At 48.6% G+C, this 21,216-nt stretch carries 18 protein-coding genes and 1 tRNA gene; 9 read left to right on the forward strand and 10 right to left on the reverse strand.

Annotation, left to right across the window (positions count from 1 at the left end):
* Positions 1–25 precede the first annotated feature (25 nt).
* The 4 genes from GWC95_RS18275 (at position 26) to GWC95_RS18290 (ending at position 6,379) form a co-directional block, all read left to right on the forward strand.
* Entirely contained in the window at positions 26–1,231 is a 1,206-nt protein-coding gene (locus GWC95_RS18275) for an efflux RND transporter periplasmic adaptor subunit (protein WP_161820148.1), read from the forward strand.
* A 113-nt stretch (positions 1,232–1,344) separates the two neighbouring features.
* A complete protein-coding gene (locus GWC95_RS18280) occupies positions 1,345–4,908 on the forward strand; it encodes an efflux RND transporter permease subunit (RefSeq protein ID WP_161820149.1) in 3,564 nt (1,187 codons plus the stop codon).
* A 144-nt stretch (positions 4,909–5,052) separates the two neighbouring features.
* Entirely contained in the window at positions 5,053–5,463 is a 411-nt protein-coding gene (locus GWC95_RS18285; protein WP_317164130.1) for a GxxExxY protein, read from the forward strand.
* A 121-nt stretch (positions 5,464–5,584) separates the two neighbouring features.
* Entirely contained in the window at positions 5,585–6,379 is a 795-nt protein-coding gene (locus GWC95_RS18290; protein ID WP_161820150.1) for a TIGR00266 family protein, read from the forward strand.
* 128 nt (positions 6,380–6,507) lie between these two features.
* Here the strand turns inward: GWC95_RS18290 and GWC95_RS18295 are convergent, their stop codons facing one another.
* From GWC95_RS18295 to rplM, 7 genes are all read right to left on the reverse strand, one after another.
* Positions 6,508–7,650 carry a methionine aminotransferase gene (locus GWC95_RS18295; protein ID WP_161820151.1) on the reverse strand — a complete coding sequence of 381 codons (1,143 nt, stop codon included), beginning with the start codon at positions 7,648–7,650 and terminating at the stop codon, positions 6,508–6,510.
* Positions 7,651–7,745: 95 nt separating this feature from the next.
* Positions 7,746–9,047 (reverse strand): TolC family protein, encoded by a 1,302-nt coding sequence (locus GWC95_RS18300; RefSeq protein ID WP_161820152.1) that lies wholly within the window; start codon positions 9,045–9,047, stop codon positions 7,746–7,748.
* A gap of 58 nt (positions 9,048–9,105) precedes the next feature.
* Complete coding sequence (gene pyrH, locus GWC95_RS18305) at positions 9,106–9,822, reverse strand: UMP kinase (RefSeq protein WP_161820153.1); 717 nt, start codon at positions 9,820–9,822, stop codon at positions 9,106–9,108.
* Between the two features lie 232 nt (positions 9,823–10,054).
* The gene (gene tsf / locus GWC95_RS18310; protein WP_161820154.1) at positions 10,055–10,894 is read right to left on the reverse strand and encodes a translation elongation factor Ts; all 840 of its coding nucleotides are present in this window, start codon (positions 10,892–10,894) and stop codon (positions 10,055–10,057) included.
* 138 nt (positions 10,895–11,032) lie between these two features.
* Positions 11,033–11,935 (reverse strand): 30S ribosomal protein S2, encoded by a 903-nt coding sequence (gene rpsB, locus GWC95_RS18315; protein ID WP_161820155.1) that lies wholly within the window; start codon positions 11,933–11,935, stop codon positions 11,033–11,035.
* 102 nt (positions 11,936–12,037) lie between these two features.
* Positions 12,038–12,427 (reverse strand): 30S ribosomal protein S9, encoded by a 390-nt coding sequence (gene rpsI / locus GWC95_RS18320; protein WP_161820156.1) that lies wholly within the window; start codon positions 12,425–12,427, stop codon positions 12,038–12,040.
* A gap of 34 nt (positions 12,428–12,461) precedes the next feature.
* Positions 12,462–12,905, reverse strand: a complete 444-nt coding sequence (rplM, locus tag GWC95_RS18325; RefSeq protein WP_161820157.1) for a 50S ribosomal protein L13 — start codon at positions 12,903–12,905, stop codon at positions 12,462–12,464.
* A 342-nt stretch (positions 12,906–13,247) separates the two neighbouring features.
* Here rplM and GWC95_RS18330 point away from each other — a divergent pair, with 342 nt between their 5' ends.
* Positions 13,248–14,435: an amidohydrolase family protein gene (locus tag GWC95_RS18330; protein ID WP_161820158.1), complete on the forward strand. Its 1,188-nt coding sequence runs from the start codon at positions 13,248–13,250 to the stop codon at positions 14,433–14,435.
* 1 nt (position 14,436) lies between these two features.
* On the opposite strand, the gene recO is transcribed toward GWC95_RS18330, so the two are convergent.
* Both recO and pheS read right to left on the reverse strand, forming a co-directional pair.
* The gene (gene recO / locus GWC95_RS18335) at positions 14,437–15,174 is read right to left on the reverse strand and encodes a DNA repair protein RecO (RefSeq protein WP_161820159.1); all 738 of its coding nucleotides are present in this window, start codon (positions 15,172–15,174) and stop codon (positions 14,437–14,439) included.
* Between the two features lie 92 nt (positions 15,175–15,266).
* Positions 15,267–16,298, reverse strand: a complete 1,032-nt coding sequence (gene pheS / locus GWC95_RS18340; protein WP_161820160.1) for a phenylalanine--tRNA ligase subunit alpha — start codon at positions 16,296–16,298, stop codon at positions 15,267–15,269.
* A 205-nt stretch (positions 16,299–16,503) separates the two neighbouring features.
* Between pheS and GWC95_RS18345 the strand changes: the two genes are divergently transcribed.
* The 3 genes from GWC95_RS18345 (at position 16,504) to GWC95_RS18355 (ending at position 20,089) form a co-directional block, all read left to right on the forward strand.
* Complete coding sequence (locus tag GWC95_RS18345; protein ID WP_161820161.1) at positions 16,504–17,298, forward strand: DUF4290 domain-containing protein; 795 nt, start codon at positions 16,504–16,506, stop codon at positions 17,296–17,298.
* Positions 17,299–17,445: 147 nt separating this feature from the next.
* Positions 17,446–18,753 carry a UDP-N-acetylglucosamine 1-carboxyvinyltransferase gene (gene murA, locus GWC95_RS18350; protein WP_161820162.1) on the forward strand — a complete coding sequence of 436 codons (1,308 nt, stop codon included), beginning with the start codon at positions 17,446–17,448 and terminating at the stop codon, positions 18,751–18,753.
* Between the two features lie 166 nt (positions 18,754–18,919).
* A complete protein-coding gene (locus GWC95_RS18355; protein WP_161820163.1) occupies positions 18,920–20,089 on the forward strand; it encodes a DUF6515 family protein in 1,170 nt (389 codons plus the stop codon).
* A 187-nt stretch (positions 20,090–20,276) separates the two neighbouring features.
* On the opposite strand, the gene GWC95_RS18360 is transcribed toward GWC95_RS18355, so the two are convergent.
* Positions 20,277–20,349: transfer RNA gene (locus tag GWC95_RS18360), tRNA-Lys, on the reverse strand.
* A gap of 138 nt (positions 20,350–20,487) precedes the next feature.
* Here GWC95_RS18360 and GWC95_RS18365 point away from each other — a divergent pair.
* Positions 20,488–21,069, forward strand: a complete 582-nt coding sequence (locus GWC95_RS18365) for a nitroreductase family protein (protein ID WP_161820164.1) — start codon at positions 20,488–20,490, stop codon at positions 21,067–21,069.
* Positions 21,070–21,216 lie beyond the last annotated feature (147 nt).

Consider the following 21,216-nt stretch of genomic DNA (forward strand, 5'->3'; position numbering starts at 1 on the left):
ACAAAACACTCTTAAAACTCAGTATATGCAAAAGATCATAAACGTGCTTTTTATCGCGGCCACACTTACCCTCGCATCGTGCGGTAACAAGGGCGGAGATAATTCACTCGCCGGTAAGAAAGCCGAACTGGAGAAACTGAAAAAAGAACAGGCTGCCAACGACGACAAGATCAAGGCGCTTGAAAAAGAGATCGCGAAGCTCGATACATCCGCGGTTAAAGAAGATGTGGCCAAACTCGTAGGCACAGAGCCCGTGGCGCTGCAGAACTTCTCGCACTACATCGACCTCCAGGGCCGTGTGGAAGCCGAAGACATTTCCTACATCTCACCACGCCTGGGCGGCGGACAGGTTCGCGCGGTATATGTGAAGAGAGGTGACTACGTGAAAAAAGGCCAGTTGCTTTTGAAACTGGACGATGCGATCGTAAAGCAACAGGTGGCGGCTTCTAAACAAAGCACAGAAACCATCAAAACACAATTGACACTTGCGAAGGATGTTTACAACAGGAGAAACAATTTGTGGAAACAGGGTATCGGCACAGAGATCGAACTGATCACTGCAAGAACAAATGTTGAGTCGCTCGAAAAACAACTTGCTGCCGCCAACGAAAACATCAAGGTACAGCAGGAGCAGCAGAGCGGTGCAAATGTTTACAGCGATGTAGATGGTATTGCCGACGAAGTGAATGTAAGGGTGGGCGAAATGTTCACCGGTTTTTCAGGCAACCTGCCGCAGATCAAGATCGTGAATACAAGCAACCTGAAAGTGGTTACCGATATCCCTGAAAATTACAGCGGTAAAGTAAGACAGGGCTCAACGCTCATCGTAAACCTGCCGGATGTGAACAAAACCTTCAATTCAACCGTGAACATTTCAGGGAAAGTGATCGACCCGAACAGCCGTTCGTTCCGCGTAGAAGGAAAGCTTCCGAAAGATGCGGCGATCCGCCCGAACCAGATCGCTCAGGTGAAGATCCTTGACTACAATGCACCAAGCGCAATCGCGGTACCGGTGAACACCGTTGCCACAGATGAGAAAGGCAAATACGTTTACGTAGCAGTGAACGAAGGCGGTAAAATGGTGGCACGCAAAAAACAGATCGTTGTGGGAGAATTGTACGGCGACAAGATCGAAGTGAAAAGCGGCCTCGCAGCAGGCGACCAGCTCATCAACGATGGTTACCAGAATATTTACGACGGCCAGTTGTTGAAGACAGACAATAAAAAATAAATTAGTAATGAATGATTAGTAATTAGTAATTACGAGGTTCCTACATTTTCGCCAATTACTAACTGCTGATTCTTGATTATTAATTATCAATTACTAATTATTAATTAATCCATATGCATCAATTCATAGAAGGCATAGCCAAAAAATTCAAACAGTTCAAGCCAACAAGCTGGGCTGTTGATAATAAGACGGCGATTTATATCATTACGATATTGATATCGTTGTACGGGCTTACCAAGTTCAATACGTTGCCAAAAGAGCAGTTCCCTGATATCGTGGTGCCTACGATCAGTGTAAGCACCGTGTATTTCGGTACCTCTCCCAAAGACATGGAGAACCTTGTTACAAGGCCCATCGAAAAACAATTAAAAGGGATCAGCGGCGCGAAGGTGAACAAGATCCAGTCTACTTCACAACAGGATTTCTCATTGATCATCGTTGAGTTTGATACGGATGTAAAGACCGAAGTGGCCAAACAGAAAGTAAAGGACGCGCTCGATAAGGCGCAGACCGATCTTCCTACAGACCTGACCCAACTGCCCAATGTACAGGAATTCGATTTCAGCGAAATGCCGATCATGTATGTGAACGTAAGCGGAGAATTTGACGGAATGACGCTGAAGCGATACGCAGATAAAATGCAGGACCGTTTTGAAGAACTCACCGAGGTGAACCGTGCAGATATTGTAGGTGCGCCGGAGAGAGAGATCCAGATCAACGTGGATCCGTTTAAAATGCAGGCCGCAAAATTATCGTTCACCGATATCTCCAACGCCATCAGCTACGAGAACCGCGACATCAGCGGTGGCCTGGTCGAAGTGGGCGAAATGAAGAGAACGATCCGCGTAAAAGGGCAGTTCAATACTGCACTGGATATGCAGAACATCGTTGTAAGAAACCCGAATGGCGCGCCCATTTACCTGCGTGATATCGCAAACATCGTAGACACCGTTAAAGAAACAGAGAACTATGCACGTCTCGATGGAAAGAATGTGGTTACCCTTAACATCGTAAAACGCAGTGGAGAGAACCTGATCGAAACTTCTGAGAAAGTACAGGCCATCATTGCAGACATGAAAGAGAAAAAAGAACTGCCGCCAAACCTGAACGTGGTAATTACGGGCGACCAAAGCGTGCAGACCAAAACATCTTTCAACGACCTGGTAAATACCATCATCATCGGTTTTATATTGGTATTGGTTGTATTGATGTTCTTCATGGGTGTTACCAACGCCTTCTTTGTGGCGCTGAGCGTACCGTTGAGCGTGTTTGTGGCGTTTATGTTCTTACCAATCGCAGATGGGATCGTGGGTACGCACGTAACCTTGAACTTCATCGTACTCTTCGCCTTGCTGTTTGGTTTGGGAATCATCGTGGATGATGCGATCGTGGTGATCGAGAATACGCACCGTATCTATAACAATGGAAAAGTAAAAGTGCAGCGTGCAGCAAAAGAAGCGGCGGGCGAGGTCTTTGTCCCGGTATTGGTGGGAACATTAACCACACTCGCGCCGTTCTTCCCGTTGCTGTTGTGGAAGGGGTTGATCGGTAAGTTCATGATCTATCTCCCTACCATGCTGATCCTTACCCTTGCAGCATCGTTGATCGTAGCGTTTATCATGAACCCCGTATTTGCCGTAAGCTTTATGCATCCGGAAGGAAGGGAATACGAAGAGAAGAAAAGCCTGATCTTCAAAAAGCCTTTGTTCTGGACGGTGATCGCATTCGGTTTGCTGTTGAACCTTGCAGGGTTTCATGGTTTGGGGAACTTCCTTTTAACGATGGCGCTGCTGATGATCCTGAACCGTTATGTGTTGCGTGGCATCATCCATGTGTTCCAGGAAAGGATTTTACCTGGACTGATGAACCGTTACGAAAAATTACTGCACTGGGTATTGAAAGGAAAAAGGCCGGCGCGTTTGATGCTGTGGCTGTTCCTCCTGTTCCCGATCTCGTTGATCATGCTCGTTGTGCGTAACAACCCGAAACCATTCTTCCCGAGCGGCGACCCGCATTTTGTATATGTGTACCTGAAAATGCCGATCGGTACAAAAACAGCAACAACAGATTCTGTAACAAGGGTACTGGAAGAACGCGTGCACAAGATCCTCGCAAAAGAAAAACCGGGCACACCAGGTTCTATTGTGGAGAGTGTGATCACGAACGTGGCGGTGAGCGCCAACAACCCAAGGGATAACAACAGGAGCACTCAAAGTAATTTAGGCAGGATACAGGTATCGTTCGTTGAATATGAAAAACGAAACGGTAAATCAACAGCGCCGATCATGGAAGAGATCCGTTCGCAGATGAATGGCATTCCGGGTGCGGTGATAGAGGTTGGACAGGAAGATGGTGGCCCGCCAACAGATCCACCGGTAAACATCGAGATCTCGGGCGATAATTTTGACGAGATTGCGAAAGTGGCGTATGACCTGCAGAACCACCTTGATACAAACCGCATTGCAGGTATCGATGGTTTGAAAATGGATGTTGATCTTCAGAACCCCGAGATCACCATCAACATCGATCGCGAACGTGCGCTGCGCGAAGGCATCAGCACTGCACAGATCGGTATGGAAATACGTTCCGCGGTGTTTGGTAAAGAAGCCAGCAAGCTGAAAGATGGTGAGGACGAATACAAGATCCAGATCCGCTACGACATGCTGCAACGCAACAACATCGCCGACCTGATGAACATGCGTTTGACCTTCCGCGACATGGCTACCATGGGCATCAAACAGGTTCCGCTGAATGCAGTGGCAACGGTTGATTACACGAATACATCGGGCGGTATCAAACGCAAAAATGTAAAACGTACGATACAGATCCAGTCTGATGTAACCGACCCATCCCTGGTGGGGCCTGTGAATGCGGCGCTTGCCAGCAAGATCGCAGAATTCAAAACGAAAACGAAGATCCCTGCAGATGTTACCATCAAACAAACCGGTGAGAGCGAACAGCAGGCTGAAACGATGAGCTTCCTCGGAACCTCGTTGATCACCGCTTTGCTGATCATCTTCCTGTTGCTCGTGTTGCAGTTCAACAGCCTCAGTAAACCGTTCATCGTGTTAACGGAGATCTTCTTCTCCATCATCGGTGTATTCATCGGTTATGCAGTAACGGGTATGTCGATGGCGATGATCATGGTGGGCGTTGGTATCATCGGCCTTGCGGGTATCGTAATCAAAAACGGTATCCTCCTCATCGAATTCACGGATGAGTTGCGCGGTCGCGGTTACAGAACAAGGGCAGCGGCGATTGAAGCGGGTAAGATCCGTATCATCCCGGTAATGCTTACAGCACTGGCAACAATGCTTGGATTGTTACCGCTCGCAGTGGGTTTCAACATCAACTTCGTATCGTTGTTCCAGACCGGCAACCCGCACATCTTCTTCGGTGGAGACAGCGTTGTGTTCTGGGGTCCATTGAGCTGGACGATCATCTTCGGATTGGTCTTCGCCTTCTTCTTAACATTGGTGATGGTGCCAAGTATGTACCTCATCAGTGAACGACTGAGAAGGCCGATGGAGAAATTCTACGGAACCAAATACGTGGCGCTGTTAGGCTTCCTCGGGCCGTTCTTCTTCATCACCGTGGGCATCATGTATCTCGTGAGAGCCATACAGGGCAAGAAAGTTTGGCTGGGAAAAATGAAAGACAGCCCGGTAAGAAAATAGACAGTTGAATTTTGGGTTTTATATTTCAGGGCCGCCCCGTTTTGTGGGGCGGCTTTTTTTGTTGCCACAGATTACACGGATTTACACGGAAAGGAAAACACTGAGTATTTATACCGCCCCTCTCTGTGAAAATCTGTGTAATCTGTGGCAATTAAAAAAATGAATATGTCAGCAACTCCAAACCACGGTTTCCCCCTCGAACACGAAACCAAAACCCTAATCGGAATCGCCTTCGAAATCCACAGGATATTGGGCACAGGCTTCCTGGAAATCGTTTACAAAGACGCTTTTGAATATGAATTACACCAACGAGGCATACCTTTTTCCCGGGAGAACGAATACAAAATAAAATACAAGGACATTTTTTTGAAACACAGGTTCCACGCAGATTTTGTCGTTTTTGACAAAGTCATCCTTGAAGTAAAATCACAAAACGGCATCGCAGAAAAAAATGTGGCACAGACCTTAAATTATTTGAAGACTTCGGGCTGCAAAGTAGGCCTGATCCTGAATTTTGGAGAAACTTCGCTGCAGGTAAAGAGATATGTTTTGTAACCGTTTCGTTAAACCTAACGGAATCAATAAAGATTGAACAGGGGGTTATGTAATAAAAACATTTCTCCTGCTACCAATCATACACAAAAAAGAACCTTAATTTCACACAAAACAAACCTACATGATAAGCAACCACGAAATAGACTACCGTATTTTCGGAGAAGAGATGCAGTATGTTGAAGTAGAGCTCGATCCCAACGAAACCGCCATTGCAGAACCGGGCGCGTTTATGATGATGGACGATGGCATTACCATGGAAACCCTGTTTGGCGATGGCAGCCAGCAGAAAGGCGGCTTCCTGAACAAGCTGGTGAGTGCCGGTAAAAGAATGCTGGTGGGTGAAAACCTGTTTATGACGGCATTCACGAACATCGATACAGGCAAACGCCATGTGAGCTTTGCCTCGCCTTATCCCGGTAAGATCATCCCGATAGACCTCCAGCAACTGGGCAACAAAGTGATATGCCAGAAAGATGCTTTCCTCTGCGCCGCCAAAGGCGTGAGCGTAGGCATCGAGTTCCAGCGCAGACTGGGTACAGGTTTGTTCGGTGGAGAAGGGTTTATCATGGAAAAACTGGAAGGTGATGGTATGGCGTTCTTACACGCCTGCGGACATGTACTCAGGAAAGAGCTCCGCGCAGGAGAAACATTGAAAATTGATACCGGTTGTATCGTTGGTTTTACAGCAACCGTTGATTATGATATACAGTTTGTGGGGGGCATCAAAAACACCATCTTCGGCGGAGAAGGATTGTTCTTTGCAAACCTTACCGGGCCGGGCACCGTATGGATACAGACCTTGCCGATCAGCCGCCTGGCCGGAAGGATCCTGCAATACGCCACCACCTCAAGAAGAGAAGAAGGAAGCGTACTCGGCGGATTGGGTAATTTATTGGATGGAGATGGATGGAGATAGGGCGCTGATTTGAACCAGGCATACAGACAACGATTTACATTGTATAAAAAAGACCGGTGATCTTCTACACCGGTCTTTTTGTTTCAGCTTGTTTCTTCACATACCAGGTTGGCGAACCGTTTTCAGGTTCAGCGCAGCGTTGTAAGTTTTTCAACCGCTTTGCGCAAGGTTTCTTCTTTTTTTGCGAAACAAAAACGCAGTACTTTATTGTCCTGGCCATGTTTATAGAAGGCAGACATGGGTATGGTTGCGATACCGTATTCTTTTGTGAGGCGGATGGCGAGGTCCTTATCCGGTTCATCGGAAAAGTTCCTGTAACTATAGCATTCAAAATAACTTCCGTGCGATGGAATGCACTCAAATGGTGTGGCGCTCATCAGTTCACGGAAGAGGTCCCTTTTCTGCTGCAGAAAAGAAGGAAGGCTTAAATACGCTTCTTCATTACGGATGTATTCGGCCACGGCTACCTGTTTGGGCGTATCGCAGGAAAAGCAATTGAACTGGTGAACCTTCCTGAATTCTTTCATCAATGCAGGGGAAGAAATGCAGTAACCGAGTTTCCAACCGGTGCAGTGGTATGTTTTTCCGAAAGAGAAACACACGAAACTCCTTTCCATCAGGTCGGGGTAGCGGAGCATGCTTTGGTGCGGTATGTTATCGAAGATCAGGTGTTCGTACACTTCATCGCTCAGGATGAGGATGCCTGTATTGGCCACAATGCTCCGCAGTTGTTCAATATCCTGTTCGCGCAGCACCATTCCGGTTGGGTTGTGCGGGGTATTGATCATGATCATTTTTGTTTTGCCGTTCACTTTCGCGCGCACTTCATCCCATGGAATGGAATAATCGGGAAACTGCAGCGGGATCAGAACCGGTGTGGCGCCGTTTATTTCTATGTTGGGTATGTAGCTGTCGTAGGCCGGCTCAAAAACGATCACTTCATCACCCGGCCGTAACACGGTTGTGAGTGAGGTATAGATCGCGTAGGTGCCGCCGGGCGTAACGGTAACCTGTGTTTCGGGATCGATGCTGGCGTTGTACAGTTTATGGGCCTTCTCACACAATCTTTCGCGCAGCAAAGGATAGCCGTTCATGTGCGTGTATTGATTGAACCCGTTCTTCATCGCTTTGTCCACGAGCGAAGTAAGTGCATCGCTCATCTGGAAATCAGGAAAACCCTGTCCGAGGTTTACCGCTTTGTGTTCTGCAGCGAGCACGCTCATCACCGTAAAAATGGTGGTGCCTACATCAGGGAGTTTGGATTGTATCATGGAATGATTTATGGAATGATTCAACGTGCAGTTGCCCGGGCAAAAAGCAGCAACCCTGTTGCAGGTTGCCACACTAAGATAGAAATAAATGCCGCTTAAAAAATGAGCTGCGAGGCGAGGCGCTTCAATTCGATCTCTGCAACTTTTGCCGCATAGTTGAGGTTTACAAGGCGGTAGCCTTCGTTTTCAAAAGTTTGCTGGGCAATTTTTACGTCAACGATGGTTGCATTGCCAAGCTGGAATTTCTGCAGCACGAGATCGAGCAGTTTGGTTGCCAGGTCGTAATTTTTCTGTTCTGTTTCCAGCTGTGAGAGTGTATTGGTGTAGGATTGATACGTGCGAACCATTCCCGTTTCGTTGGTAAGTGCGATGGTCTCTTTCTGGAGAACCGCATTTCTTGTATTGATCTCCGCTACCTGTTGTTGTTTCTTGAAGATGCCGCCGTTGTAAATGGGTATGGCAAGGCTCAGCCCGATGAACGGCCCATAGCTCTGGTTCAGCAAAGTAAACCCTGCGGCGCTTTTGCTGCTCTGGAAGTTGAAACCTGTTGTTCCGCGAAGCGATGGCCAGCGCAGCGCCGCTGTTTCTTTTTCGATCAGTTCATTAATGCGCACCTGGCGGTCTGCTGCAACCAGCAACGGGTTTTTGGTGAGGTTGCTGCGTATGCTGTCTATGTTGATGGTCCTGTCTACAATGATCGTATCACTTACCGCGATCTTCGAATCGGGGTTCATGAAAGAAAGGTTGAGCAGGTCTGTTTTTGCCTGCGCGATCACCAGCTGCTGGCTCTTCAGCGATTGTTCGAGGGCGGTGAGGTCGAGTTGGGCCTGGTAGGTGTCTGCGTTGTTGGCAAGGCCCACTTCCTGGCGGATGTTGAGGATGTCGAGCCTTTTTTTAGCAACATCTATCGACAATAAAATTGTTTTGAGCAGGCTTTGCTGGCGAACGATGTCGTAATACTTGGTCATTACCCCCGCGATCGTATTCTGGATCTGTGCCTTGATGTATTCCTGGTTCTGGAGCACCAGTTCTTCGAGCCTTTTCTTGGTGGCCACAACGCGGTAGCCGTTAAAGATCAGTATGCTTCCGGTAACGCCAACGGTCAGGTTGTTGGCCCCTACATTGCTGCGGGTGGCGTTGCGTGAGGCATCGCTGTATTCCTGTTTGATGGTGGTAAGTTGTTCCTGGTCAGAAACGGTTCCGTTCACCACGGGCAATCCACCGGCAACGCCGTAGCTGTTGTTGATGTTGCTTGCTTCGAGGTTGTTTTTTACGAGCTGGATATCGTAGCTGTTCTTCAGTGCAGCGTTAACTGCTTCTGTCAATGTCAATACCCTTTCCTGGGAAAACCCCGTAACGGCAATTGCGAGAGAAAAGAGGAATGCTATTTTTTTCATGTGCATTGAAATTACCAACACCGGTAAAAACCGTCTTTCTTTTTTTATGAACGGGCCACTAGCCCACCATGGTGCCTACACTGGATCCCTGAACCACCTGGAGCAGGTTACCGGGTTTATTCATATCGAATACAATAATAGGAAGTTTATTTTCCATACAGAGGGTAAAGGCGGTCATGTCCATCACTTTGAGGTTCCGGGTAATACATTCCTGGAAGCTGATGGTTTCGAACTTGGTTGCGGAAGGATCTTTCTCCGGGTCTGCGGTATATACGCCATCCACGCGTGTTCCTTTCAGGATCACATCGGCTTTCATCTCGATTGCGCGGAGGGAGCCTGCCGTATCGGTGGTGAAATAAGGATTACCCGTTCCGGCGCCAAAGATCACCACGCGGCCTTTCTCGAGATGGCGCAGCGCTTTCCGGCGGATATAGGGTTCTGCCACCTGCTCCATGTTGATGGCGCTTTGCAGACGGGTATACACACCAATTTTCTCCAGCATCGCCTGCATGGCCATGGCATTGATCACGGTTGCGAGCATACCCATGTAATCGCCATGGGCGCGTTCAATGCCGCTGTCGGCCTCGTTCATACCCCTGTAAATATTACCGCCGCCAATTACAATGGCCACCTGTACACCAAGATCGGTAACGAGTTTGATGTCGTGGGCATATTGTTCGATGATCTGCGGGTTGAACGGGTCGCCATTGCGCTGGTCGCCCAATAAAGCCTCACCAGATAATTTAAGCAGGATGCGTTTGAATTTAGGGAGCATGTGGATGGTTGATTTGAATGCAAATAACACGATTTTTTAAGGAGTTGCCAAAAGGAAAGGAAAAATGAACAGAACCAGGTTTGCGGAAACGGGCAATACGATGTGCCGGGTATCTGAAATAGGAAATCAGCCAGCGCTCCCCTGTGTCAACAGGCATGTATCCCCGCGATCTTACACTAAAAAAAGGGAACGCGCTTGCGTTCCCTTTTCAATATCAGAAGCCGGAATATTATTATCCCAGTGCTACTCTTTTAAATTCTGTAACCTTCAGGTCAGCACCTACACTTTTCAGGTAATCGCCCACGCTTTGTCCGCCGTCTTTTACAAAGGCCTGTGCGAGGAGGGTTTGTTCCTTGAAGAACGCGTTGAGTTTTCCTTCTGCGATCTTTGCGATCATATCTTCCGGTTTGCCGGCCATTTTAGGATCGGCTTTCATGGTATCTACTACGATCGCTCTTTCTCTTTCTACCACTTCCGGTGAAATGCTGTCTGCATCAACCGCCAACGGGTTCATCGCTGCGATCTGCATGGCGATGTCTTTACCGGCTTCTTCTGCGGGCGCAGTCATTCCTACCAATACACCCATGCGGTATGCACCGTGAATGTAGGAAGCAACGTATGGCGCTTCGATCCTTTCAAATTTAGCGATGCCGATCTTTTCCCCGATGGCAGCGAGTTTGTCGTTGATCATATCAGACACTTTCGCGCCATTGATCACCACTTCGTTCAGTTCTTCCGCGCTTTTCACGTTGTTGGCAACAGCAGCATCGGCGATGCTCTGTGCAAATGCAACAAACTCCGCATTCTTCGAAACGAAGTCTGTTTCACAACTGATGCACACAACAAATCCAACTTTGTTGTCGGCCGATGTTTTCGCGATGATCACGCCTTCTTTCGCTTCACGGTCGCTGCGTTTAGCAGCAACTTTTTGTCCTTGCTTGCGCAACCAGTCAATGGCAGCTTCAAAATCGCCATTGGTTTCTGTCAAAGCTTTTCTGCAATCCATCATTCCTGCGCCGGTAGCCTGGCGCAGTTTGTTGATATCCTGGGCTGTAATTGTTACAGTGCTCATTATAATTGGGAATTAATAATTAGTAATTGGTAATTGGCAAATAGCAATTAATAATTAATAACGCATCACGATTTACTGCGATCAAATTATTAATTATTAATTACCAGTTACCAATTAAGATATTAGTACGACTTGAAACTAGCGAGGACCCGCACCACCACCTGCAGGGCGACGGTTGCTCGGAACACGGCGTTTTGGCGCGCCTGCACCAGGACCACCTGCTGCGCTTGTACCACCACCGCGGCGGCCACCACGTGCGGCTTCAGCTTGCGCTTCGGCTTCGAGGCGGCGTGCCCTTGTTTCGTTTTCGTTGTTGCTGTCATCAGACTCTTCTTCATCTTTAGAAGCCTGGCGTTCTGTCAAGCCCTCTGCAATTGCAGCGATGATGTAGTTGGTGATGATAGCGATCGATTTTGTTGCATCGTCGTTCGCAGGGATCGCAAAGTCAACTTTGTTGGGATCGCTGTTGGTATCTACCATACCAAAAGTTGTGATACCCAAACGTTTTGCTTCAGACAGGGCGATGTGTTCGTGACCGATGTCGACGAGGAACAAAGCAGCCGGGAGACGGCCGAGCTGTGCGATACCGCCCAGTACTTTTTCCATTTTGTCTTTATCGCGGGTTAAAGTAAGGCGTTCTTTTTTGGTCAGGCTCTCAGCGCTGCCATCAGCGAGCATTTTTTCGATGCTCTGCATTTTCTTAACGCTCTTGCGAACGGTGTTGAAGTTGGTAAGCATACCACCCAACCAGCGTTCTGTGGCGTAAGGCATGTTTACACGTTTGGCGCATTCGCTAACGATCTCTTTCGCCTGTTTTTTAGTAGCCACGAACATGATCTTTTTACCGCTCTTCGCGATCTGTTTGATGGCAGCCGCAGCTTCCTGCAGGTGATCAACAGTTTTGTTCAGGTCGATGATGTGGATACCTTTCTTCTCAGCAAAGATGTAAGGCAACATCTTTGGATTCCACTTCTTTTTCAGGTGACCAAAATGTACGCCGGCCTCCAGGAGTTGTTGTTGTAATGAAGTGTTATTTTCCATTTCTTATGATTGTTGTATGATTTGAATTTAGTTAAGCTGCGGGCCATGAACCATGAGCGTAGGGCAAAGCCCGCGGCCCGTAGCCAAAACCCAAAGCTGCCATTAACGTTTGCTGAACTGGTAGCTTCTACGTGCTTTCTTATGACCGAATTTCTTACGCTCAACGCCACGTGGGTCGCGTTTCAGTTGGCCGGCTGCTTTGAGGGCAGGGCGGAACTCAGCATTTACTTCGAGCAGTGCACGGGCGATACCGAGCTTGGCAGCTTCGGCCTGGCCTTTCAAACCACCACCTTGCGCGTTGATCACCACATCCAGCTTGCCGAACATATCAGCCGTTTTCAGTGGAGCCTCAACCTGGTTCTGTAAATAAACCAGTGGAAAATATGCTTTGTAATCTTTGTCGTTTACAGTGATCTTACCATCTCCCTTGCTTACAAAAACACGGGTAACGGCTTCTTTACGGCGACCAACTGCATTTTTTTGTTTTTCCATTTATGTTGGAATTAATTTTTTAGAATTTGTTTGCTTAGAATTTTAATTCTTTCGGTTGTTGCGCGCTGTGCTGGTGCGTACCGCCCGCATAAACGAAGAACTTCTTGATCATCTTACGTCCCAAACGGTTCTTCGGAAGCATGCCTTTTACGGCTCTTTCCATAACCACTTCAGGGCGGCGTTTCAGCAAGTCTTCAGCAGCTTCTTCTTTCTTACCGCCTGGGTAACCAGAATAGTTGATGTATTGTTTCTGCTCACCTTTTTTACCGGTGAAAAGAACTTTCTCACAGTTGATCAGGATCACATAATCCCCGCAATCAACATGTGGTGTGTAATAAGCCTTGTTCTTACCACGAAGAACCCCGGCGATCTTAGATGCAATACGTCCTACGGTTTGATTAGTACCGTCAACCACATACCAGTTGTGCTGTACGGTAGCCGCGTTTGCATGCTTGGTGGTGAAATGAAGTTTACTCATATAATTTCTGTTTTAATGAAACCCACGCTATCCCGTGGATTTTAAATGGACGGCGAAGGTAGGCCCGAACGGTCCGATCTTCCAAGGATTTTTGAAACTATTTTAAACCGAACCTTCGTAATCGATTGATTTTCAATAAATATTTTGAACAAATTTTTCAAAGGATGCGAAAACAGGCGGTTTTACTGCATTTCATAGGGAGATTTGCTGTATCATCCAGGAACAACAATGGTTTCCCGCGTTTAACAGGCTCCCCGTATTTTTACGCCGTAGTAACGCATGTTGCGTTTGCCTGAACATATAAGTGTTCCTTACCCTTAAAGAGTACCAACGCCCAATCATTTGAACTACCTGAAATTTCAACCCACCCATCTTTTCACCGGCAGCGAATTGCTCGGGCCAGGGCATGTTCTGATCACCGATGAAAAAGGAAAAATTGAAGACATCGTGAAAACTGCGGATGCCGGTCTTGGTATCCGGCAGCTCGATGGCGTACTGTCGCCCGGTTTTGTGAACTGTCATTGCCATCTGGAGCTGAGCCATATGAAAGGAGCGATCGCCGAAGAAACTGGGCTGGTCGATTTTGTTTTCAAAGTGGTAACCGGGCGCCACCATTCCGATGAGGCCATTGCCGAAGCCATCAGCAATGCTGAGCAGGGCATGATCGACAACGGGATCGTTGCCGTGGGCGATATCTGCAACAACACATCCACGCTGGCCCAAAAAGAAAAGCAAAACATCGCTTACTATAATTTCATCGAAACAAGCGGGTGGATGCCTTCCGTTGCAGAAACCAGGTTTGAACAATCGCTCGCATTTTACAATGCTTTCAACCAGCTTCATACACCAAACGCCAGGCAGCGTGCCTCCATTTGCCCGCATGCGCCATATTCGGTTTCTGAAGAATTATGGCAACACATGATGCCTTACTTCGAAAACAAAACCGTAACCATACACAACCAGGAAACTGCTTTCGAAGACCTCCTGTTCGAAAAAGGCGAGGGCGATTTCAGGCGCATGTATGAGTTGATGAAGATGGACATTTCCTTTTTCAAACCAACCGGTAAAAGCAGCCTGCGATCCTATTTTTCAAAACTACTGGCTGCAGAACAGGTGCTGCTGGTGCACAATACCTTTACAAAAGAAGAAGATGTAGTGTATGCAGGCGAAGGATCGCAAAACCTGAACTGGTGTGTTTGTGTAAACGCAAATCTTTACATAGAAAAAGCCCTTCCCCCCATCGACCTGTTCCGCAAACACAACTGCGGTATCGTGGTAGGTACAGACAGCCTGGCCAGCAACCACAGCCTTAGTGTGCTCGATGAATTAAAGACAATTACCAGGTATTTCCCGCATATTCCCCTGCAGGAAAAATTGCAATGGGCCACCAGCAACGGCGCGCGTGCCCTGCAGTTCGATGCCTCACTGGGTTCTTTTGAAAAAGGAAAGACACCGGGCATCCAGTTGATCAGCGGGCTGGTAAACGGCGATATTGCCGCTGCATCAACAACACAGGTACTGTGCAGGTAGGTCATGCGAGAATTTCCTGCAGTATCTCAAAACTTTTCATCTCCCCGAAATCTGCAATGTGTAGCGAAAGATAGGTCTGGTATGCCTGCAGCAATTCTCTACGTGTGCCCCTGTTGAGTTGGATGTTTTCAAGTTCGTTGTAAAACTGCAGTCCTGCCAGTTGTGATGTAATCTGTGCGAGACTTTGATCGAGATAGTACGGGTGCGAGGGTTTTTCGGCAGTGAACATTCCCTCCTGCAGATCGAGCACCGGTGTTTTAGCTGAGTAGGTTCCATGCAGTTGAAACCCAAGCTCGCTGCCCAGGTGTAGTGTGAAATAGAGCGGGAGGTTACCTGTGAGCGTATCGTTGCCGCGGTCGAGCTGCTTCAGCGTGTCTTCGATAAGATAGAACAGTTCAGGGTTGGCCTCGGGTTGTTTGAGGCTGTGCTGCAGCAGTTCTATCACAAACATGGCCACGGTGTTGCGTACTACATCAAACAACACTTTTTCATAGAGATAGCTCCATTGGTATTCCTTGATGAACTGCAGTTGTTTCTGCTCGTTGTGGTACACTTCCATTTCGAGCATCGCCGAAGGCTGGAAAAAACTTGCCTTTCCCGAGGAGGTTTTACTGCTCTGCCGCACTCCTTTTACGATATAGCTCTGTATACCGAACAGCTCGGTATATACTGTGGTGATGATACTTGTATCACCATATTTCACAGTACGCAGAACGATGCCTTTTGTTGCATGAACCATTGGCAGTGGTAGTTGGAAGTTTTGTCTGGTGTCGATTAAACAACTGCACGGCCCTCGAGCGGTGTTTACCTGTAATATGATCTAAAAAGCGGTTACACTACACCCGTAAACTGCTTTAAGAACCGCACGTCGTTTTGTGAATACAGGCGCAGGTCGTTCACCTGGTATTTAAGCTGCGTAATGCGCTCCACACCCATACCAAAAGCGAAGCCTGTGTATTTGTTGGAATCGATCCCGAAATTATCAAGCACATTAGGGTGTACCATCCCGCTTCCGAGGATCTCTACCCAACCCGTGTGTTTGCAGATGTTGCAGCCTTTTCCTTTGCAGATCAGGCAGCTGATGTCCATTTCTGCGCTTGGCTCCGTAAAAGGAAAATAGCTGGGGCGGAACCTTACTTTCACATCGTTGCCAAACATTTCCTGCACAAAGAAATAAAGGGTTTGTTTGAGATCGGCGAAGCTCACGTTCTCATCAACATACAACCCTTCCACCTGGTGAAAGAAGCAGTGCGCTCTTGCGCTGATGGTTTCGTTGCGGTATACCCTTCCCGGGCAGATCACGCGTATCGGCGGTTTCTGTGTTTCCATCACGCGCGCCTGTACGCTGCTGGTGTGCGTGCGCAGGAGCCAGGATGGGTTTTGGCTGATGTAGAACGTGTCCTGCATATCGCGCGCGGGATGGTCCTCCGGAAGGTTCATCGCGCCAAAGTTGTGCCAGTCGTCTTCTATCTCCGGCCCCTCTGCCACTGCAAAACCAAGACGTTTGAAAATAGAAACGATCTGGTTTCTTACAATATTCAACGGATGGCGCGTACCGGCCGTGATGGGGTCGCCGGGTAGGCTCCAATCGATCTGTGCAGACGTTCCTTTTGCCTCCCTGGTATTGCTTTGCCGGAGCGATTCGTATTTCTCTTCCACAAACAACTTGAAATCGTTGAGCACCTGACCGAATTCTTTTTTGCGCTCGTTCGGCACATTGCGCATTTCGCCCATGATGGCCTTTACCAGCCCCTTGGTGCCCAGGTATTTGATACGGAATTCCTCTACCTGCTCCGGTGTTTGGGCAGAAAAAGCGGTGATTTCTTCTTTGTGCGTATCGATCTGTTGGAGTATCTGTTCCATGGGGCGAAGATAGAACAAGCGCGTGAAATCAGCGGATGGAGCCCGTAATAATCGTTACGGGCTGAACCAAAAAACGCGGTGCAGGCCCGGGCCATGCTCGCGGTCAGAACGATACGTTATTTTTTGTGTTTTTCTTCGCATAAACGATCCATCCAACCCCGCCGGAGCGGCAGTTCTGTTATTTGTGGTATATTTGATGCTACTTATGGAATACAATACAGAGCGAAACCACCTTGGAATGAAAGAATATGGCCGCCACGTTCAGCGGATGGTGGAATATCTTTTGACGATAGAAGACAAAGAAAAACGCCAGCAACAGGCACACTGTGTGATAGAACTTATGGGTTTTGTGAACCCGCACCTGAAGAATGTAGAAGATTTCAGGCATAAACTCTGGGACCACCTTTTCTTCATCAGTGATTTTAAACTGGATGTTGACAGCCCGTACCCTATCCCGCAAAGAGAAACGTACAAACAAAAGCCCGACCCGATCCCTTATCCAAAACGCCATCCCAAATATGCGCATCTTGGTAAGAACCTGGAAGTGGTGATCGATAAGGCGCTGGCAGAAGAAGATCCCGAGAAGAAAGCAGGTTTTGCACACGCCATCGCTTATTACATGAAGCTTGCCTACAGCAACTGGCACAAAGAACTCGTGCACGATGATACAATCCGCACAGAGCTGAACAGCATCACCGGCGGACAACTCGAGTTTAGCAATACGCCTTACATCAAGCACCGCAACCAGAATTTTGAGCGCGACGAATACCCATCACGCAGTGGCGGAAGATGGCAGCAGAACTTCGGTGGCAGAAGCGGCGGCGGAAGAAACAGCGGCGGCGGGCAAAACAACCGCAACAATGGTGGTGGTGGACGAAACAATGGCAACCAGGGCGGCAACCGCAACAGCAACGGCAACAACAATGGCGGCGGCAACCGGAGCAACAACGCAGGCGGCGGAAGGAACAGCGGCGGCGGACAGTTCAAGAAAAGGTACTAGTTTGGTCAATTGCAGGAATTACCTGCGATCATCAATATATCGAAGCATCGGATCTTTCCGGTGCTTTTTTGTTTGGCCGCTAAACAAATAAGGCAATAAATCCAATAAACTGGCAAACCATTTTATCTTCGTAACAAACCCATTTCTATGAGCTCTTTTGAAGTGATCGGCGGAAACAAACTGCATGGCGAGATTGTGCCGCAAGGTGCGAAGAATGAAGCGCTGCAGATCCTCTCTGCCGTGCTGTTAACGGCCAAACCGGTTACCATCTCGAACATCCCCGATATACTCGATGTAAACCTGTTGATCGAATTACTGGAAGACATCGGCGTAAAAATTACGCGTACTTCCCGCGATACTTGCACGTTCCAGGCCGATGATATTGATGCTGATTACCTCGCATCGGAGGCGTTCAGGAAAAAAGGCGGCCGCCTGCGTGGCAGCGTGATGTTTGCAGGGCCCATGCTTGCGCGTTTCAAGCGTGCGTACATTCCCAAACCCGGTGGCGACAAGATCGGCCGGAGAAGGTTAGACACGCACATCATCGGTTTTGAGAAACTGGGTGCAAGGTATGAGTATGATGATGTTGCGGGTTGTTTCAAACTATCATCCCCGCAACTCAAAGGCACCTACATGCTGCTTGATGAGCCTTCGGTAACGGGAACGGCAAACATTGTAATGGCGGCCGTACTCGCAGAGGGCACAACCACCATTTACAATGCAGCCTGCGAGCCCTACCTGCAGCAACTCTGCAGGATGCTCAACTGCATGGGCGCAAAGATCAGCGGCATCGGCAGCAACCTGCTGGTAATAGAAGGCGTAAACGTGTTGAACGGAACAACACATCGCATGCTGCCCGATATGATCGAGATCGGAAGCTTCATCGGTCTTGCGGCCATGACGCAAAGCGAGATCACCATAAAAAACGCCGGTGTTGAGCACCTTGGCGTGATCCCTGATAAATTCCAGCAGCTCGGTATACAATTCAACATTACGGGAGACGATATTCATATACCTGCGCAGGATGTTTACGAGATCCAGACCTTTATGGATGGCGGCATTTTAACCATCTACGATCATCCATGGCCGGGCTTTACACCGGATTTGTTGAGCATCGTATTGGTGGTTGCCACACAGGCGCGCGGCAGCGTATTGGTTCACCAGAAAATGTTCGAGAGCCGTTTGTTCTTTACCGATAAGCTCATAGACATGGGTGCGCAGATCATTCTCTGTGATCCGCACCGTGCAACCGTGATCGGCCTCGGGAGAAAACACAACCTCCGCGGCATCACCATGAGCAGCCCTGATATACGCGCCGGGCAGGCCCTCCTGATCGCCGCACTCAGCGCAGAAGGAAAAAGTGTGATCCAGAACATTGAACAGATAGACAGGGGTTACCAATACATAGATGAAAGGCTAAGGCATTTGGGTGCAGATATCAAAAGGGTTAATTAAGCCCATCGCACCGGCGGAACCACCGCGATCTCCATTGACAGCTTTCAAATACCCCCAAACGCTTTGTTAATGGCGGTATATCCTGATTTTTTATCGGTGAAAAATCCGGTTTTGATTTAACAGGCACGGGTCTTGCTTGTCTATATATCAATTAAAACCGTGAGATATGAAAACGAGAATTTTGTCACCCCTATATAAAATGAGTTTTGCCCTGCTTCTTTTGGCCGGCGGCACCACCGCTTTTGCACAGCGGCATGGTGGCGGAGACCGCGGGCAGGGGCAACCGCAGCGACAAGCCGGTGGCCGTCCGCAGGAAATAAGACAGCAGCGCCCTGAACGTTCCATGATGAGTCCGGGTGCGCCCAGCGGGTCAAGAATGCGTATTGAGCGCCCGGGCAGCGACAGGCCCGCACAGGCAATGCAACGCCCTTCCATAGAAAGGGAAAGGCCAACCATTCAGCGCCCGACGGCGGATCAGCCTGCGAGATCAAATCCAGGCTTTCAGCGAAGGGAGCGCCAACAAATAACAACGCCACCTGCAACCACACCTTCCGGCGATGTGCGTGCGAACGATGCACGCAACAACAGCGACCGTTACAATGGCAACCGGAACAGGGACAATAACTGGAACAACAACGACCGCAACAGGAACAACAACTGGAACAACAACGACCGCGGCAGGAACAACAACAACTGGAACAACCGTACCAGGCCCAACTTCGACAACCGCGTTGCGGTGAACAGGCCGAGGCCAACCAGCGTGAACGGTTATTACCGTGGAAGCACCAACTATTACCGTCCGCGCCCACATTACAGCAGGCCGCCGGTGATCTGGCAGGGGCGCAGGTTTTACACGCATTATAATTATTACTACCATCCCTACAGGCCCTATTATTATGGATCGTTCTTTCACCCGTTTGGTTTTTACTTAGGAACATTGAGTACGGCGGCGATCATGTTTTCATGGAACGATCAATACTATGGTTACGACCAGGGCGTTTACTACGCACCGTACAACGGCGGATACCAGGTAGTGCCCGCACCAACAGGCGCCACCATCAGGGCATTGCCTAATGGATATACCACGGTACAGGTAGATAACGACACCTATTATTACTTTGCCGGAACGTTCTATGTAACAGGCGCCGGCGGATTTGAGATCGTGGCAGCGCCCCCCGGTGCGATCGTATACGATCTTCCAGAAGGTGCAAGGGAAATGAGGGTAGACGATGTTACTTACCTCGAATACAATGGCAATTATTATCAGCCCATTTCCATCAATGGAAGAGAAGGATACGAAGTGGTAGATATTGTTGAAGACGATAATAACCAGTAATAAAAATAGTTTGAATGACAACAGCCATCCTTGCGGGTGGCTGTTTTTTTATGTGGTTGTTTCAGCAGTCATTTTTGAAAATACCAGTGAATGAAAACAAAGGCGTTCGATAATGCTTCCATTTAATTGACGACAGCTCCAACAACAAAAAAGCCCTGCAACGCAATGTTACAAGGCTTTTGTACGGTGGTCCCGCAGGGACTCGGACCCTGGACCCGCTGATTAAGAGTCAGCTGCTCTACCAACTGAGCTACAAGACCATTTTTGGGTTTGTAAAAATAGAACTTATTTCATCAAGAAGAGCAGCCTGTTAAAAAGCAGGCAAAAATCCTGTCTCTCCCCCGGGGGTAATGCAAACTCTTCCCGCAATCGAAAATGCGAAACGTTACTTTTGCGCTATGAATCATTTCAATGTTTTACAGGAGCTGGTAGCGAACCGCAGGAGCACCAAACCCGCTTTGCTCAACGGGAAGAAGATCGATGACCAGCAGATCCGCGATCTGCTTGCACTCGCCAACTGGGCGCCTACCCATGCGCGCACCGAACCCTGGCGCTTCGTGGTGTTCAGCGGCAACGGGATCGGGAAGTTTTCGGCAGACCATGCCGATTTGTACAAGGCCCACACACCCGAAGACAAATATACCGATGCCAAATACGAGGGACTGTTGCATACCGCCGACAATGCATCGCACGTGGTAGCCGTTTACATGAAACGTTTACCCGAAGCAAAGATCCCGGTAACGGAAGACATTGCCGCAGTGGCCGCGGCCGTACAGAACATTTTGCTCGGTGCACAGGCGCTTGGTATTGCTGTTTTGTGGAGCACCGGTGGAATGACGCATCATCCATCCATGAAAAATTATTTAGGGTTGGGTGAACAGGATGTGATGATGGGGCTGCTCTATATGGGCTACACCGATGAGCCGGCAAAAGAAGGCAAACGAAATTCTTCGGCGGAAGAAAAAACGCAGTGGAAGTAACAGGTACAATGGGCATCGACACTGCCTGCCTTTACTTGTTGCCAACAGGTAAATTCCGGCAGTGTTCCTGTTCACTATTCACCGTTCACGATCACGGTTCACGGGCGCTGTTCAATGTGCAGTTTCCCGTATCTTGTGGCACAAATA

This window comes from Sediminibacterium roseum (assembly GCF_009939005.1).
GTDB classification, from domain to species: domain Bacteria; phylum Bacteroidota; class Bacteroidia; order Chitinophagales; family Chitinophagaceae; genus Sediminibacterium; species Sediminibacterium roseum.

Coding starts and splice junctions, on each gene's coding strand:
- GWC95_RS18280 (WP_161820149.1), top strand. CDS start 1,345: ATGCATCAATTCATAGAAGGCATAGCCAAAAAATTCAAACAGTTCAAG.
- GWC95_RS18290 (WP_161820150.1), top strand. CDS start 5,585: ATGATAAGCAACCACGAAATAGACTACCGTATTTTCGGAGAAGAGATG.
- pyrH (WP_161820153.1), bottom strand. CDS start 9,822: ATGCTCCCTAAATTCAAACGCATCCTGCTTAAATTATCTGGTGAGGCT.
- pheS (WP_161820160.1), bottom strand. CDS start 16,298: ATGGAACAGATACTCCAACAGATCGATACGCACAAAGAAGAAATCACC.
- tsf (WP_161820154.1), bottom strand. CDS start 10,894: ATGAGCACTGTAACAATTACAGCCCAGGATATCAACAAACTGCGCCAG.
- murA (WP_161820162.1), top strand. CDS start 17,446: ATGAGCTCTTTTGAAGTGATCGGCGGAAACAAACTGCATGGCGAGATT.
- rpsI (WP_161820156.1), bottom strand. CDS start 12,427: ATGGAAAAACAAAAAAATGCAGTTGGTCGCCGTAAAGAAGCCGTTACC.
- GWC95_RS18345 (WP_161820161.1), top strand. CDS start 16,504: ATGGAATACAATACAGAGCGAAACCACCTTGGAATGAAAGAATATGGC.
- recO (WP_161820159.1), bottom strand. CDS start 15,174: ATGGTTCATGCAACAAAAGGCATCGTTCTGCGTACTGTGAAATATGGT.
- GWC95_RS18365 (WP_161820164.1), top strand. CDS start 20,488: ATGAATCATTTCAATGTTTTACAGGAGCTGGTAGCGAACCGCAGGAGC.
- rplM (WP_161820157.1), bottom strand. CDS start 12,905: ATGAGTAAACTTCATTTCACCACCAAGCATGCAAACGCGGCTACCGTA.
- rpsB (WP_161820155.1), bottom strand. CDS start 11,935: ATGGAAAATAACACTTCATTACAACAACAACTCCTGGAGGCCGGCGTA.
- GWC95_RS18295 (WP_161820151.1), bottom strand. CDS start 7,650: ATGATACAATCCAAACTCCCTGATGTAGGCACCACCATTTTTACGGTG.
- GWC95_RS18300 (WP_161820152.1), bottom strand. CDS start 9,047: ATGAAAAAAATAGCATTCCTCTTTTCTCTCGCAATTGCCGTTACGGGG.
- GWC95_RS18355 (WP_161820163.1), top strand. CDS start 18,920: ATGAAAACGAGAATTTTGTCACCCCTATATAAAATGAGTTTTGCCCTG.
- GWC95_RS18275 (WP_161820148.1), top strand. CDS start 26: ATGCAAAAGATCATAAACGTGCTTTTTATCGCGGCCACACTTACCCTC.